This window comes from Rhodococcus wratislaviensis, from assembly GCF_041228765.1.
Classification (GTDB): domain Bacteria; phylum Actinomycetota; class Actinomycetes; order Mycobacteriales; family Mycobacteriaceae; genus Rhodococcus_F; species Rhodococcus_F wratislaviensis.
The window spans coordinates 7,361,869-7,377,791 of sequence record NZ_CP150488.1 but is presented as its reverse complement, the minus strand read 5'-3'; the positions used below and the strand labels follow the sequence as shown (position 1 = coordinate 7,377,791).

13 protein-coding genes and 1 pseudogene are annotated in these 15,923 nt (G+C 65.6%); 6 read left to right on the top strand and 8 right to left on the bottom strand.

Features of this window, described 5'->3' with window-relative positions; translation table 11 throughout:
• Positions 1-154 precede the first annotated feature (154 nt).
• Entirely contained in the window at positions 155-529 is a 375-nt protein-coding gene (locus WKC72_RS33930) for a hypothetical protein (protein ID WP_370180976.1), read from the top strand.
• Here the strand turns inward: WKC72_RS33930 and WKC72_RS33925 are convergent.
• The 5 genes and pseudogenes from WKC72_RS33925 to WKC72_RS33905 all read right to left on the bottom strand — a co-directional run bounded on the left by WKC72_RS33925 (position 440) and on the right by WKC72_RS33905 (position 7,446).
• Entirely contained in the window at positions 440-1,780 is a 1,341-nt protein-coding gene (locus tag WKC72_RS33925; RefSeq protein WP_370180975.1) for an amidase family protein, read from the bottom strand. The two genes, WKC72_RS33930 and WKC72_RS33925, sit on opposite strands and share 90 nt — an antisense overlap.
• A 3-nt stretch (positions 1,781-1,783) precedes the next feature.
• Positions 1,784-3,145, bottom strand: a complete 1,362-nt coding sequence (locus WKC72_RS33920; protein WP_370180974.1) for an FAD-binding oxidoreductase — start codon at positions 3,143-3,145, stop codon at positions 1,784-1,786.
• A gap of 20 nt (positions 3,146-3,165) precedes the next feature.
• Entirely contained in the window at positions 3,166-4,752 is a 1,587-nt protein-coding gene (gene mdlC / locus WKC72_RS33915) for a benzoylformate decarboxylase (protein ID WP_370180973.1), read from the bottom strand.
• 189 nt (positions 4,753-4,941) lie between these two features.
• Positions 4,942-6,405 (bottom strand): annotated as a pseudogene (locus WKC72_RS33910) (benzaldehyde dehydrogenase).
• A gap of 120 nt (positions 6,406-6,525) precedes the next feature.
• Positions 6,526-7,446: a helix-turn-helix domain-containing protein gene (locus tag WKC72_RS33905; RefSeq protein WP_370180972.1), complete on the bottom strand. Its 921-nt coding sequence runs from the start codon at positions 7,444-7,446 to the stop codon at positions 6,526-6,528.
• Between the two features lie 164 nt (positions 7,447-7,610).
• Between WKC72_RS33905 and WKC72_RS33900 the strand changes: the two genes are divergently transcribed.
• On the top strand, positions 7,611-8,441 hold the full coding sequence (locus tag WKC72_RS33900) for a lysostaphin resistance A-like protein (protein ID WP_370180971.1): 831 nt from the start codon (positions 7,611-7,613) through the stop codon (positions 8,439-8,441).
• On the opposite strand, the gene WKC72_RS33895 is transcribed toward WKC72_RS33900, so the two are convergent.
• Positions 8,434-9,771, bottom strand: a complete 1,338-nt coding sequence (locus tag WKC72_RS33895) for an MFS transporter (RefSeq protein WP_370180970.1) — start codon at positions 9,769-9,771, stop codon at positions 8,434-8,436. The two genes, WKC72_RS33900 and WKC72_RS33895, sit on opposite strands and share 8 nt — an antisense overlap.
• Before the next feature lie 224 nt (positions 9,772-9,995).
• On the opposite strand from WKC72_RS33895, the gene WKC72_RS33890 reads away from it, so the two are divergent.
• A complete protein-coding gene (locus WKC72_RS33890) occupies positions 9,996-10,898 on the top strand; it encodes a LysR family transcriptional regulator (RefSeq protein WP_370180969.1) in 903 nt (300 codons plus the stop codon).
• A gap of 448 nt (positions 10,899-11,346) precedes the next feature.
• Here WKC72_RS33890 and WKC72_RS33885 read toward each other — a convergent pair whose 3' ends face one another.
• The gene (locus WKC72_RS33885; protein ID WP_370180968.1) at positions 11,347-12,258 is read right to left on the bottom strand and encodes a helix-turn-helix transcriptional regulator; all 912 of its coding nucleotides are present in this window, start codon (positions 12,256-12,258) and stop codon (positions 11,347-11,349) included.
• Between the two features lie 128 nt (positions 12,259-12,386).
• On the opposite strand from WKC72_RS33885, the gene WKC72_RS33880 reads away from it, so the two are divergent.
• From WKC72_RS33880 to WKC72_RS33870, 3 genes are all read left to right on the top strand, one after another.
• Positions 12,387-13,229 carry an SDR family NAD(P)-dependent oxidoreductase gene (locus WKC72_RS33880; RefSeq protein ID WP_370180967.1) on the top strand — a complete coding sequence of 281 codons (843 nt, stop codon included), beginning with the start codon at positions 12,387-12,389 and terminating at the stop codon, positions 13,227-13,229.
• Positions 13,217-14,020: an SDR family NAD(P)-dependent oxidoreductase gene (locus tag WKC72_RS33875; RefSeq protein ID WP_370184615.1), complete on the top strand. Its 804-nt coding sequence runs from the start codon at positions 13,217-13,219 to the stop codon at positions 14,018-14,020. The genes WKC72_RS33880 and WKC72_RS33875 overlap by 13 nt, the downstream gene beginning before the upstream one ends.
• Before the next feature lie 317 nt (positions 14,021-14,337).
• Positions 14,338-14,751: a hypothetical protein gene (locus tag WKC72_RS33870; RefSeq protein ID WP_370180966.1), complete on the top strand. Its 414-nt coding sequence runs from the start codon at positions 14,338-14,340 to the stop codon at positions 14,749-14,751.
• Positions 14,752-14,858: 107 nt separating this feature from the next.
• Here the strand turns inward: WKC72_RS33870 and WKC72_RS33865 are convergent, their stop codons facing one another.
• Entirely contained in the window at positions 14,859-15,914 is a 1,056-nt protein-coding gene (locus WKC72_RS33865) for a LacI family DNA-binding transcriptional regulator (RefSeq protein WP_268791337.1), read from the bottom strand.
• Positions 15,915-15,923 lie beyond the last annotated feature (9 nt).

Here is a 15,923-nt window from a genome sequence, read left to right as displayed (position 1 = left end):
CCACGAACTGACGGTGCGGTCATCACACGTGAGCGGGGCCTCCAATCACACCTGATTCCGCCTGCACGTAGAGATTGTCGACGTCCGCCGAGGTGGGGGAGATGCTCCGCTGTGGGGGCGCTCTCGGCGACCGCCAGATCGTGCGGAGTCGGTGGTGCGTGCGATCAGCACCGTTCCCGAGGGAGCTACCGCTTCGGTGCGGTTGCCGCGTGCGTCGGCGGATTCGCCTGCAGCGATGAGCTACCGGGACTACCGGTGGATTCTCAACGACCCGTTCGACTCCTTCATGGCGAGTGGTGTCCACGGCCAACGGTTGTTCGTGTCCCGCGAACTCGATCTCGTGGTTGGTCGCGCATTCCGGATCGCAGATCATCTCGCCGTGCGTCGCCGCACCACCGTTCCGGCGGTGTTCACCCGGATCGGGACACACTTGTCGGCGTCAGCGGTGAAGGATGCTGCTGATCAGGTCTCCGACGGTGAGAAGCTGTTGGTCCTCGAAGAAGCGGCCCTCGAGGCAGAGGCCCACTGACAATCCCTCGGCGGTAGACCGGCCGGGGACGGTCAGCATCGGGACCCCGGCGACCGAACCCGGCGCCGAGTTGCGGGTGACCGTGGGGAACACCGACTGGGGGCGCCCGTTGACGTCGATGGTGTCGTCCTGTCCGATGCGGGGCGGGAGAACGTGGACGGTGGGGGCGATCAGCGCGTGCACTCCGGCGGCGGCAAACGTCTCCTCGTACAGACGCCGAAGTTGCCACCGTCTGCGGCGGGCGTGCTCGTATGCCCTGGCGGTGACCCGGGTGGCTGCGATGGACTCGAAGATCGCCCGCACATCCGGCGACCCGATCGCGTCGATCAGATCCGCGATATCGACGGGGCCCTGTTGTCCGCGAACATTGTTCACCCGCGCCGCGAGCAAGCGTTCAGCCTCGTAGAAGACCAATGCGATGCCAGGCTCCGCGGCGAGCGTCAGATCGTCGGGCATGCACAATTCCACGATCGTCACACCACTCGCGCGCAGGTCGTCGAGCGCGAGATGGGTCGCCTCGGCGACCGCGGGTTCCATGTCGTCGTACCGGCTCGGGACGGTTCCCAGTACCAGATCGGCTGGATCCGGCACACCGACCGTCGGACTCGTTCTGGTGATGACGCGGTCGAGGAGGCGCACGTCCTCGACGGTCCGGGCGTGAATACCGATCGTGTCTCGTGACGACGAGAGGTTGACGACGCCGTCGCTCGGGTAGCGGCCGGTGGTGGGACGGAATCCGGCGATCCCGCAGAACGCCGAGGGGATGGTGACCGATCCTCCGGTGTCGGTGCCGAGACTGAAGGGCACCGTTCCCAGCGCCACCGCCGCAGCGCTGCCTCCGCTCGATCCGCCGGCCACTCGGGAGACATCCAGCGGGTTCCGAACCGGGCCGTAGGTGGCGTTGTTGCTCGTGATCCCGAATGCGAGTTCGTGCAGATTGGTCTTGCCGACGACCACCGCACCGACCTCACGCAACGCGCTGACCACCCCGGCGTCGACATCGGGGACGTCGAGTGCGAACAGCGGGCTCCCACCTGTGGTGGGCATGCCGGCTACATCGATGTTGTCCTTCACTGCGAACGGCACACCTTCGAGCTCACCGTCGGCGACGGGTGGAGCCAACTGGTCCACCACCGAGATGTAGGCGTTGTGCGAGCCTCTCGCGGCCACCGCCGCGCGGTGGCAGTCACCCAGAAGCATTCGTCGCCGGTGCGACTCGAATCCGAGCCATTGACTGAGCGTGAAAGTCATCGGCTAGAACCCACGACCGGGATTGAGCAGCATCTTCGGGTCGAGTGCCCGCTTGATGCTCGCCTGCACACCGAGCGAGACGTCGTCGAGTTGACGGGTGAGCCACTCGCGCTTGAGTTCTCCCACGCCGTGCTCGCCGGTGATGGTTCCGTCGAGGGCGAGCGCTGCAGCGCAGATGCGGTCGGCGGTGACCATCGCCCGATTGCGGGCGTCCACACCGAGGTCGGGGAGCAGGAGCATCGGGTGGACGTTGCCGTCACCGGCGTGACCGACGGTGGCGATGCGGATCCCGGTGTCCTCGGAGATGTCGGCGATGGTGGACAAGAGTTCCGCCAGCCGTGTTCGCGGAACACCGACGTCTTCGATGATGGTCGGGAATTGCTCCATCGTGGCCCACCCCGCGAGCCGCCGAGCCTGGAGCAGCATCTCGGCCTCTGCGGGATCCGACGTCGACACGGACAGGTCGGCCCCGGCCTCGTCGCAGCACGCAACCATCCGATCGACCTGGTCGAGCGCGTCGGCTCCGTCTGCCTGCCCGATCACGAGAAGTGCTGCGTCCCGGTCCAAATCCATTCGCTGATAGTTCTCGACCGCGTTGATCGTGGCGTTGTCCATGATCTCGAGCATGCTCGGTGTGACCCCGGCGGCGAAGATGGAGTTCAAAGCCCGACCGCCGGCGTCCAGCGTTGGGAAAGACGCCACGAACGTCGCAGTGGCGGCAGGCGTGGGTCGCAGTCGGAGAGTCGCCGAGGTGATGATTCCGAGGGCGCCTTCGGAGCCGACGAAGAGCTGGGTCAGGTCGAGACCCGCGACGTTCTTGACGGTTTTTCCGCCGGTGCGGAGCACGCGTCCGTCGGCGAGGACGACTTCGAGGCCGAGAACGGAGTTGCGGGTGACCCCGTACTTCACGCAGCGCATGCCGCCGGCGTTAGTCGCGAGATTGCCGCCGATCGTCGACACTTCGAAGCTTCCCGGGTCGGGCGGGTAGAACAACCCGGCGTCCGCGACCGCCCTGCCCACGTCTGCGTTGACGACTCCCGCCTCGACCACCGCGGTGTGGTTCGTCGCGTCGAACTCGCGGATCGAGTTCATGCGTTCCATGCTCACCACGACGCAGTTGTCGAGAGCGGTTGCTCCGCCGGACAACCCGGTTCCCGCGCCGCGCGGCACGACGACGGTGTCGGTCTGCGTTGCCCACGTCATGATGCTCGACACCTGGGCGGTGGTCCGGGGACGCAGGACGGCGATCGGCTTGCCTGCGGCCACCAGGTCGGCGCTGTCGCGGCGGTAGCCTTCCATCGTGTCGGGGTCGGTGACGACGATGTCGGCGGGAACGAGTTCCTTCAGTGTCTCGATGAGATTCATGCGTAATCCTGGGTCGTCGTTCATGATTCGTCGAAGTTGGTGCGCACTTCGATCAGGGTCGGCTCGTCGGCGGCCAAGGCGGACTTGAACGCGGTGGTGAAGTCTTCGGCGGTCGCGACCGCGGTGCCGTGCACGCCGTATCCTTCGGCGAGGTGGACGAAGTCGATTCCCGGTACGTCGAGGCCGGGAGTCTCGCCGGTGTTCAGGATCTTCGAAAAACCGCGCAGCGCACCGTAGGTGCCGTTGTTCAGGATGACGATGACCACCGGGATCTTGTACTGTGCAGCGCTCCACAGAGCGGTGATGCCGTAGTTGGCGGAGCCGTCGCCGATCAGGCCGATGACCTGACGGTCCGGGGAGGCGAGCTGCGCCCCGACAGCGGCGGGAAGCCCGAAACCCAAACCCCCGGATGCGGGGAAGTAATAGCTGCCCTGGTGCGAGAGATCCATCTGCGACCAGAACGCGTCGGACGTCGACGTCGACTCGTTCACGTAGATCGAGTCGTCCGGAGCGCCCGCCCGGACCAGGGCGAACAGCTGCGCTGGATCGAGGCCGGCGCCGACCGAAACGGCCTCCTCGAAGTCCCCGAGCGGGGGAAGAGGGGAGCGGTCGCTGGGTTTCACCATGGTCGCGAGGATTTCGAGCGTGCTGCCGACCGGGGCGACGTAGGCCTCACCGATCGGGGCGCGCGCCGCTTCTCCGCCGTCGTCGGTGACGTGGATCAGCCGGGCGCCGTCCGGGAGGTAGTTGCCCGGAACGTACTGGTGGTAGCGGAACACGGGCGCGCCGACCACGAGGATGAGATCGTGCCCCTCCAGGGTTTCAGACAGGTCGGCGACGCCGGCGGGGAGAACACCGCGGAAACCCGGGTGCCGTGTCGGGAAGGGGCAACGTGAGGGGGACGGGGCGATCCACACGGGTGCGCGGAGTTTCTCGGCCAGGAGCACCGCATGGGCGTTGGCACGATCGGCGTCGACCGCCGGTCCGAGCACGAGTACCGGGTGCGTGGCCGACTCCAGAGTCTCGATCAGATCGCTGATCTGATCACCGGACAGGGACGCGGCACTGTGCACGTCGCGCGCGAGGAGGCCGGCGGATTCCGGGGGAGCCTCCGCGGCCCAGTCGTCGTAGGGAACCGACACGTAGACCGGACCCTTCGCGGGCAGCAGCGCGGTGTGGATGGCCTGATTGATCGTGCGCGGCACGTCTTCCGCGCACGTGGGCTCACTGCTCCACTTGACCAGCGGCTTCATCAGCGTGCCTGCGTCGACGTTGGACAGCATGACCTCCTGCCCGATCGTCGAGCGAACTTGCTGGCCCGCGGTGACGACGAGGGGGCTGTGTGAGTAGACCGAATTGGTCAGCGCGCCCATGGCATTGCCGGAGCCGGAAGCCGCGTGCAGATTCACCAGAGTCGCGTCGCCGGTAACGAGCGAGTACCCGTCCGCCATCGACAGGACGGCACCTTCGTGCAGGCCGAGCACGTAGCGGAAGTCGTCGGGCATTCCGGAGAGAAAGGGGAGTTCGTTCGATCCCGGGTTGCCGAACACGGTGGTGAGCCCCCGGGCCCGCAACAGTTCGTACGTCACTTCACTCACCGTTGCCATCGGTTCTCCCTCGTGTGATCGGCGACACCGACTGTGTCTCCGCGTCCACGCTAACGCTCCTGCGACAATAGCTCCAATGAATGTTTCCAATAGGGGCATAGATATCATTCATGCATTCGACCGAACGCAGTCTGCCGGCCGACCGCGGTGTGTCGCGATCGGCCGGCAGACCAGTGAGGTGCGTGAGTGTCAGAACGGGAACTGCTGTGCCACAGAGCGGCTGGTGCGCCACTGCCACTGGGTGAATTCGTCCCAGCTGCTCTGCGTCCCGAATCGCGTGCCGTTGCCGGACGCTCCGGTACCGCCGAACGGCGCATACGCGTCGTTGTTCAGGGTCTGGTCGTTGATGTGGACCATGCCCGTGCGGAGCTGATCGGCCAGCCGTTCTCCGCGTTCGACCGAACCCGTCTGAATCGCGGCGACGAGACCGTACTCGGTGTCGTTCGCGACGGCGATGGCTTCCGCCTCGTCCTTGACGACCACGACGGGAGCGACCGGACCGAAGATCTCTTCCTGGAAGGCCGGCATCGACGGGGTGACGCCCGCGAGAACGGTCGGCCGGTAGAAGAGTCCCTCGAATGTTCCGCCCGTGCGAATCTCGGCACCGGCGTCGCGGGTTGCCTGGACGATGCGATCGACGTTGGCGATCTGGTGTTCGTTGATCAGGGGGCCGAGCGCGACCTGTCCGGTGTTGGGGTCACCGACCGGGAGGTTGGCGGCGCGCGCCGTCAGCTTCTCGAGGTAGCGATCGGCCACCGATTCGAGGACGATGTGCCGGCCGGCCGTCATGCAGACCTGGCCCTGGTGGAGGAAGGAGCCCCAGGCGCCGGCCGAACTCGCGGCATCGAGGTCGGCATCGTCCAGGACGATCAGGGCGTTGTTGCCGCCGAGCTCGAGGGAGACACGCTTGAGCGTCCGTCCCGCGGTCGCGCCGACCTGGCGTCCGACAGAGGTCGAGCCGGTGAACGAGATCAAGGAGACGACAGGGTGTTCGGACAGCGCCTGCCCGGGCTCGGCGTCCCCGGCGAGTACGTGCAGTACTCCCTCCGGCAGTCCTGCCGCCGCGAACAGTTGAGCGATCACGACGCCGCCGCTGATCGCGGTCTGCACGTCGGGCTTGAGGACCACCGCGTTACCGAGAGCGAGGGCGGGTGCGACCGCTCACATCGCCAGGACCAGCGGGAAGTTCCACGGGCTGATGACGCCGACGACACCCAACGGAACACGGCGTCCGATGCTGACGCGGCCTTCCTGGCTGGTGGGCAGCAGGTGACCCCACGGCTGGGTGGGCAGGGCCGATGCTTCCCACAGCTCGGAGAGAACCAGGTCGACCTCGAAGGCGGCCTTGCCTGGGACGGCGCCGCCCTCGCGGATCAGCCAGCGTTCGACCTCGGCACGGTTCGCGTCGAGTGTCATTGCGGCCTTGCGCAATACGTCCGCACGGGCGTGACCGGTGCGGGCGGCCCAGCCCGGCTGAGCGGCCGCCGCGCGGCGGGCGGCGCGGCCGATGTCGGACGCGTCCGCTGCGCCGATTTCACCGAGGACCGCGCCGGTGGCGGGCTCGGTCACCTTGATGCTGCCGCCCGAAGCGGTGACCCAGTTGCCGTCGAAGATTTTGCCGGACCAGGTCTCGCCGCCGAGAAGGTCAGTCATGTCAGCTCCCATTCATAGAGTCGATAACGTCGATCACTTCACGGGAACGAAGCGATGTGGAACACACTGTGCCCCGGACGCGGGGGCCCGTGTTGTCCCGGAGCGACAGGATTGTTGCCGTCAGGCGACAGTGTGGGGGAGCGCCTGGTGACGGGCGTCCGACGGCGTCATCCCGTATTCGGCGCGGAACGCGCGCGTGAAGGCCGGCGCGTCGTAGAAGCCGTACCGCGACGCCAAAGACGAGATGGTGCGGTCGAGCAGATTGGGGTTGGTGAGGTCCCGGTGAACGCTCGCCAGCCGTTCCCGGCGGATCACCGCGCTGAGGGTGTGGCCGTAGTCGGCGAAGATGCGCTGCAGTGTCCGCGGCGACATGTGCAGCGCCGATGCGATCGAGCCGACGCTGAGGCCCGGGTCGGCGAGATTGCGGCGAACATGGCGGAGGATCTGCTCCCGAACCGCGGACGAGGGCGGCGCCGAGCGAGTCTCCGGCGCGGTAAGTACCGCCGACACGAGGCTCATGCCGGCGTCACCGAGCAGGGTGGCAGCCGAAGGGTCCACGTCGGCGCCCTCGGCGACCGCGGTCGTGACAAAGTGCTCGAGGAGCGCGCCGGACCCGGCTCGCACGTCGTAGGTGCGTTCCAAACACTCCCGGATCTCGTTCGGCGTGAGAACGAACGAGTGGCGTGGAAACGTGACGACGGAGCACGACCAGGTGTCCGTGAAGGACAGTTCGTACGGCAGTGCCACGTCGTACATCACCGCACGACCTCGGTCGACGACGAGTTCCCGGTCCCCTTGATGCAGGACCGCGCGACCCTTCTTCACCGCGCAGAGCTTCAACGACTCGGACGGATTCCGCCGGGCGGCCCGGGGGCTGCGGCTCAGCACCTGCGGTGTCCCCGAGATGGTGAAGGCCTCCACGGTGCCGAGCACGACCGCCTGCATCGTCCCCGTGACCTGGGCGTCCGAGGCAAGCCGAGGTGCGAGTCCACCGAATTCGGTGGACATGATCTCGCGCCAGGAGTCCGTCACTCGATTCACGTCGGCATCACCACACCACATCTTCGCCTGCACGACAGTTCTGCTCGAACAGTATGACGCTACGCGGACGGGGCGCTTCGGGTCGGCTGCCGCCGGCTCCTCGACAACTCGCAGTCCGGCTCGGTCACCAGGCCGCCCTTGAACGCAGTGTCTACGATCAGCAGGTGACGCACGAGCGCAGTGAATCGGCTGGGTGGCGACGCCCCAGCGTATGGATGGCTGTCGGCCTGATCGTGGCCTACCTGGTGTTCTACCTCCTGGTGGGGTGGCTGGTCTCCTCGATCTTCGCCGGCCGGATCGACAAGGACAACCTCGTAGGCTCCGCGCCCAGCATCCTGTTCGGCCTGGCATTGCCGATCGCGGTCGGCGCGATCGCTCTGTTCGTCGTGGCCGCCCGGCTCGGCATGCTCGGGAAGATCTTCGGGCCCCAGCCGATTCGGGGACGAGGCTGGATGTGGTTTGCTCCGGCCCTGGTCGTGGCCGCGATCATCGCGCACCTGACCGGGACGGACTGGAGTTCGTGGACCGGCGGGCAGATCGCGGCACTCTTCGTATTGGGTGGGTGCGTCGGTGTGGCCGAGGAGCTGGCCACACGAGGGCTGGTAGTCCAGATCCTGCGCGACGCCCGCCACAACGAGAAGTTCGTCGCGGTGGTCTCGTCGGCGATGTTCGCGCTGATGCACACCACGAACCTCATCGCGGGAATGGAACTGTCCACTGTCGCTGTCACCGTCGTCTACACCTTCGGCTTCGGCATGTGCATGTACCTCACGATGCGAGTGACCGGCACCATCTGGGCTGCGATCGTGCTTCACGCCCTCACCGACCCGACGACCGTCCTCTCCTCGGGTGGGGTCGACACCGCCGTCGGCACGTCCAGCAGCGGCGGTGCGATCGCGGCGCTGGTGACGATCGTGCTCGTCGTATTCGGTTTTGTCGCAGTCTTCCTCGTCCGTGACAAGGTTCGGGACCCGCAGCACTCGCCCGTCACCTAGCTGCGTCCTGCCGCACGATTCCGGGCACCGCTGAGGCCTGCCCGACTGTCGGATTCTTCCGCTGCCGAGGGACCAGCAGCGCCGCGATCGCACCGATGACGGCGATCAGCGCGAACAGGTAGAAGGCGGGTGCGACATTCGACCCGTTGGCGATCACCAGACCGGTCAGCGTCGGACCCGTCACGCCGCCGAGCCTGCCGACGGAGGCAACCCACGCTGTTCCGGCCGCGCGGCTCGATGCCGGGAAGTACGAGGCGGCGAATCCGTAGATCAGGACCTGAGCGCCGATCGTTCCGGCACCTGCGACGAACGCGAGGGCGAACAACAGCCACGAGGACACGTCCGTGCTGAGGACCAGGATCGCCACCGCGGCACTCGCCAGCGACGCTGCGGTGACAGCTTGCGGGCCGATCCGGTCCGACAGACGGGAAGCGAACAGCGGCACGATGATGGCGCCGGCATTGAGCACCAACAAGAAGGTCAGTGCGGAGCTGCTTCCGAATCCGGACGATTGCATCAACTTGGGAAGCCACGTGTTCAGCGCGTAGGTCAGCAGCAGCCCGCATGCGCTGAGCAGCCCGAACAGCAGGGTCGCGCGCCGCAACTCCCGGGTGAACAGGGCCCGCGGCCCCACCTTCTCACCGGGACGCGGAGGCTCCGGACGATCGATTCCGGCGCGGTCGGCGATGCGGTTCGCTTCGTCGACACTGCCGCGGGCGAGCAGGAAGCTCGGCGACTCGGGCAGCAACTTCAGCATGATCGGGACGAACACCAGGAGCGGTACGAGGCCGATCCAGTACATGGCCCGGACACCGAACGCGTCCACCACCACGAGTCCGAGCAGGGACGCCAGAACGCCGCCCCCGGGGAAGCCGGCCCACACGATGGCACTGTAGGTGTGGCTCTTGCCCTTGGGCGAGAACTCGACCGCCATGGCGGCAGCCAGTGGAATGAGTGCGCCGACGCCCACGCCGACGAAGAAGCGTGCCACTCCGAACAGTGTGGCGTCGGGGGCGATGGCGCACACGCCCATCCAGGCCGAGAACCACCCGGTGGCCGTGATCATCAACGTTCGGCGCCCGAGACGGTCGGCGATCCCGCCGACGAGGATCGAGCCGACCAACATGCCGACGAGCGCGTAGCTTCCGATCACTCCGGCTCGTGCCGGGGTCAGGTTCCACGCGGGGTCGGCGAGCATCGAGGGCAGGGTGGTCCCGTAGGCCACCATGTCGTAGCCCTCGAACACGACGGCCAGCAGGCACAGCAGAAGCACGACGCGCGCCGATGTCCCGGACCCTTCTCGTTGTCCCGTGGCTGATTGATCGCTCATGTCGGCTTCTCTCTCGCAATGGTGTGAGGGTTCATCGGGCGACTGGCGAGTGGCCGTCGGGTCTGGCTGCGCCACATCGAACCCGGGGATGTGCGCCGACAATTCGCCGGTTGGTTATCCCCTGGAGGCGGCCCTCGCTGTGCTGCACGTCACGGTATCCGGCCACGTGGAATAGCTCCAATGAATGTTTGACATACCCCCATCGATGGTGTCTATTGCAGTTCATGACCGACTTCGACCTGAATCTCGTGCGGACGTTCCTGCTCCTGTACGAGACACGCAGCGTCACACGAACTGCCGAACGCCTCTCGCTCACCCAGCCGTCGGTCAGCCACGCCCTGAGCCGGATGCGGAAACAGTTCAACGACAGCCTCTTCAGCCGATCGCCGTCAGGTCTGCAGCCGACGGAACTGGCGAGTGCGATGTATCCGAGGCTTCGTCAGGCGTTCGAGGTCATCGACACCACGGTGAGCGGTGTGGGCCAGTTCGATCCCGCGACGTCGCGCCGCACCTTCCGACTCCACGCCACCGACCTCGGCGAAGTGAGCCTGCTACCGCCGGTGCTCCGTCTCATCGCGGAGACTGCTCCGGGGGTCGACGTCCACATCATTCCGCTCGACTTCGCCGTGGTCGAGACCGAACTCCGGCAAGGGCAAGCCGACGCCGTCATCTGCACCCCGAGGATCACCGCCCCCGACTTCGAACGCGACGTCCTGCTCCGTGACAGCTATTGCGGAATCTGCAGCGCATCGCATCCGCGGGTCGGCACCGATCCGACACTCGACGAATTCTTGAACGAGCGCCACGTCGCCGTCGATGTGAGCGCCGGCCACACCGACGTCGACAGGTCGTTGTCCCTGCTCGGCCACTCACGCGACGTCGCGTTGCGCATCGCGCATTTCGCGGCGCTTCCGCAGCTGATCGAGAAGACGCCCCATCTCTCGATCATCCCCCGGTCGGTCTCGGACAAGTTCTGCCGGATGGCCGACGTGAAAACGTTCGAACTCCCGTTTGCCGTTCCAGCCGTGGAGATTTCTCTCTACACGTACAAGAGGGTGCTGCCGGATCCCGGTACCGAATGGTTTCGAAGAACCGTGAAGATAGCCCTGGGTGTCGAAGCGCGCTAACCGGGCCGAGGTTTTCGGCGCCAACGGCTGAGCGCGCCGCAAACTCACCCCGAGGGGAGGCGTGGGAAGGCGTTTCCCACGTGCGTGAAGCTGATCGCATCCCTCTACGGACCGATGTCGAGAGCCCGCGGCTGGCACCGTCCCTGATGTGAACGCGGTGTTCTTGCAGGGGATTGGTTGTGCGGATCCGGTTTTTGCGGTGTGGAGCGGTTGCACGGTCCGAGCCGCTACCTTGACGTACTAACTGCTCTCGGCACTTAACTAGGACGAGTTCCAGTGAATGCGAGAACTCGTCTCAAGCCACCGATGCGCTCGGGCACAGATCAGCGCCTATCTGTACCACGAGGTGTCATGCGCTCGTGAACATCGTGGGCATTTCGAGAGAATCGGAAAGTAGCAGTCGTTCAGCGCGGCTTCGTATTGTCGCCTTTCGAGCCGACTTCGCGACCTACTTTCCGTCGGCCGAATCCCTCGTCTCGGCCCTGCTCATATCCGTTACCTGCTCGTCGTCCGTTGCGATCCAGCTCGACAGCAGCGCAAGCCCATCGGCAGACGGTGATCCGGGAACCGCGGAGAACACAAGCATGTACAGGCCGGCGTCCCCGGCCAGTTCCATCGCCTCGAACGTCAGATCGAGGCGCCCGACGACCGGGTGGTGAACGCTTTTCGTTCCGACGCGGTGCTCGCGGACGTCGTGCGAGGACCAAAGTTTCGCGAACAGCTCGCTGCGGGTGGAGAGTTCTCCGACGAGGTCACTCGTGTTGCGGTCGTAGGGGTTTCGCCCAGACTCCCGGCGGAGCACGGCAACGATCTGACGAGCGTTAGCCTCCCAGTCGACATAGAAGTCTTGCGACCTCGGGTCGAGAAATGTAAACCGTGCCGCGTTCGCTGGTGGGCGTGTGTCGCGGAACATCTCGGAAAATAGCGCCTGCCCGAGCTTGTTCATGGTGACGCAATCGAGTCGACCATTCTGGACGTATACCGGGACAGTCGACATGGCATCGATGGTCTGTTGCAGGCTCGCGCGGACAGCTCGTTTCCGCGGCTGGATAGGCTTCTTCTTGGACAGGCCGCTTTCATTTGCGGCGCGCACCAGGTCGTAGAGGTGCGATCTTTCTGCGTCATCGAGTTGCAGGGCTCGGCTGACGCCGTCGAGGACGCCCTCGGAGTAGCCGGTGCCGTTTCCCCGTTCGAGGCGAACGTAGTATTCCGTGCTCATACCGGCGAGCAGGGCTACCTCCTCGCGGCGTAGGCCCGGCACACGCCGGCGCCCGCCGAAGTCGGGGAGTCCGGCTTGCTGCGGTGTCAGACGTGCCCGGCGAGTAGTCAGGAAGTCACGTATCTCTTGGGGCCCGTCCATGCCGTCGACGATACCTTTCGGGCGCCTCACCAGGGGGATACCAGCTTTACCCCCTTCGATAGTGACTGCCTGGATTCAATCTGCGCGTGTTTCCTGGAGTCCACATCAACCGAGAGGATTTACCCATAATGTCTGACTCCAAGGTTTGGTTCGTCACCGGCGCAGCGCGCGGAATGGGCGTCGATATCGCCGCGGCGGCACTCGCGGCCGGTCATCGCGTCGTCGGCACGGCCAGAAGCGCGGAACGAGTTCGCGACGCGGTCGGTGACCACGAGAACCTGCTCGCGCTCTCCCTCGACATCACCGATCAGAGCGCTGCCGACACGGCGGTCGTCGCGGCGGTTGATCGGTTCGGGAGCATCGACGTCCTGGTGAACAACGCCGGCAATTTTTACGCAGGCTTCTTCGAGAACATCAGCGCGAATCAGTTCCGGGCGCAGATGGAGACGAACTTTTTCGGCCCACTGAACGTCACCCGGGCTGTGCTGCCGACCATGCGCACACAGCGGTCGGGTCAAGTGTTCACGATCACCTCCACCGCCGGAATGATCGGCGGCGAGTTCACCTCCGCGTACGCGGCATCGAAGTTCGCGCTGGAGGGGTGGATGGAGACGCTGCGTTTCGACCTGGCCCCTTTCGGTATCTCCACCACCGCAATAGAACCCGGCTTCTTTCGGACGGAGTTGTTGACCGAAGGGTCGTCGACGATCTGGCCGGAGCTCGACATCGAGGACTACGCCGAACGCACCGCGGCGACCATCGAGATCTGGAAGTCGATGAACGGGAAGCAGGGCGGTGATCCCGCCAAGCTCGCAGATGCCATCGTCACGTTGTCAGATTCGGGTGAGCCCCCGCTGCGCTTCGTCGCCGGGGCGGACGCAGTCGGCGGAGTCGAGCAGCACCTCGCCGAGATCCAGGGGCAGCTCGACGCCAACCGAAGTCTGTCGTCCTCGCTGGCATACGAAGGCTGAATCCACCCAATTACAGAGACCCGTCCGTCTCCACGTTTTCGAAAGACAATCAACATGTCCGCACCACGCGTCATTGTCATCACCGTACGAACGCCGTAGCCGAGGAGGTCGGCGGAACCGGGATCGTGAGCGATCTCGAGAGCCTCGACGACGTGCGCACACTCGCTGACACTCTGCTGAGCACCTACCTTCGTATCGATGTGCTGGCCAACAATGCCGGCGGTATGTACAACACCCGCGCGCTCACCGGAGACGGACACGAACGGACCTTGCAGACCAATTACCTGGCCCCGTTCCTGCTCACCCGGCTTCTGCTGCCCCGGCTCGTCGAGAGCGGCGGCCGAGTTGTGTCTACGTCGAGCAACGCCAACGTGCAGGGCAAGATCGATCTCGACGACCTCAACTTCAGCCGTCGGTGGAACTCCGGACTGGGCGCCTACGGTGCCTGCAAGCTTGCGATCAACTTGTTCACGACCGAGCTGGCGACACGATCGACCTTGTCCGCCTTCACCTTCCACCCGGGCTTCGTGCGAACCGGTCTGGCCCCGGATTGGTGGCTACTACGGGCAGTCACGGCCGCCACATTCGGCCGGTGCGGTGTTGCAACCGAAGTCGTTGCTGCGCAATTCATCCGGCTCGACGCGGACGAATCGATCTCCGATCCGATCGGAACGTACTTCGACCGGCTGAAGCCAAACGGAAAACAGGGTAGCCAAGCTACCGATCGGCAGCTCTCCAGCGACCTGTGGAACCGTACGTCGGCCCTCGTGGGCCTGCCTGCGGACCTCTGAGCCTCGACCGGCGCACCGAGGACTATGTGTGCAATCCCCGATACCCGAACGCGCGGCGCAAAAAGCGACGCGCTTCATCGACGCGCGTCGATTGAGCAGTAGGGCTATCCAACTCAGTTAAGGCGCAGACCCACGCGGGGTGGTCACACACCGCGGTCACACATTTGCGGTCCGGATAGCCGCTACCGTCGATGCGGCTGACGCTAAGGGTGGCGACGGTGACGATCACTGCGCACATCAGTGCGATACCGATGTCCCGGAAGCATATTCAAACCACGGCGTCCTAGAAGGAGCACATCAAGGTGCAGTTACGACTCATGATCTCCGCTGCGTTCCCGACGTTCCTCGGTGTGATCATCTACCTACGTTTCGTGCGAGGAGTGCACCTGCGCGGTCGCCACCATGTGGCCGCGGCTACCGCTGTCGTCGTCCTTTCCGTGCTTGCCTGGGTCGGACTGGGCAGTGGGGAATTGTTCGATCCGCAGTGGGCCCGCTTCCCCGGTTTCGTCGGTCTGACGTGGTTGGCGGTGGTGCTCTACTTGTTGATCGGCACCGTAATCATCGGTCTTGTCTCGGTGACGCTTCGATTAGTCTTCCGCGTCCGCGGGCTCGGCTCGACACCTATTCGTCGACGTGTGAACCCGACACGCTCTAGACGCGATGAACTGAACGACATCGGTGCTAACGCCGCGACTCGACGTCGCCTCGATGCCCCGCAAGCGGATCCGTGAACGGGCCAGCTGTTCGGTCATCAATCCGCGGTGCGGTGGAACAAATGGCCGAAGTCTGGTGCGAGCCGATCGAGAGTAGTTGAGAAGTTGCGACCTGTACCGCTTTCTCAGTGTGGTGAACCGACTGGGGTTCGGTGTGTTCCGGATGAACGTCGGGGGATCAGGGTCGGGAGGGCACGCCTGATCGGGTTGTCGACGAGGGCGGGTTCGAGCATGAGATCGAGGGCGGTGGCGGCGATCTGGTCGAACGGGGTGCGCACCGAGGTCAGCGGGACGGGAAGTAGATGTGCGAGGGGGATGTCGTTGTACCCGACCAGTGCGATGTCGCCGCCGATGGATAGGGACCGTTGATGGGCGGCCGCGATGACGCCGAGCGCGAGATTGTCGTTGGCCGCGAAGACCGCGGTGGGCGGGGTGGAGGAGTTGAAGAGTCGGCGTCCGGCTTCTTCGCCGCTTTCGATGCCGAAGGTGGTTTCGATGAGCCGGTCCGGGTTGACCGTGATTCCTGCCTCCTGCAGAGCCCGCCGCGCTCCGGCGAGGCGTCCGGTGGCGGTGGAGGTGAAGAGCGGACCGGACAGCACGGCGATGTCGGTGTGCCCGAGGTCGATCAGGTGCCGGGTAGCGAGGTAGCCGCCGGCTTCGTCGTCGCCGATCGAGGACGGGCTGATGCCGTCGGTGCGCAGGACGAGTGCGTGTGGCACCCCCTGCTCGCGAAGCTCGCGCGGTAGCGGATCCTCGCGGAGGCTGGAGGCGATAATCAGGCCGTCGACGTTGCGGGCGAGGAGAGTGCGTGCCGCCTCGCCTTCGTCGGTGGGGTCGTCACCGGTCGTCGCGACGACGGTGAAGTAACCGAGCCGGGTCGCGGCACGGCTGATGGCCTCGAACATCAACGCCATAACGGTGTCGCTCAACCGCGGGACGAGCACTCCGATGGTCGCAGTCTGGCCGCGCCGCAGGCTGGAGGCGAAGGTGTTGCGCCGGTAGCCGAGTTGATCGGCGACCGCGCGCACCCGTTCGGCGGTGGCCGACCGCGAGGGCGGTACCCGATCGTCGAGCACCCGGCTCACGGTCGAGGTGCTCACGCCGGCTGCCTCCGCGACTTCCCGCAGCGTGACCACCCTGCTCTTTTCCCGCATCCGCTGCGCGCTCCCGTTCGCTTCCATGGCCTTCCT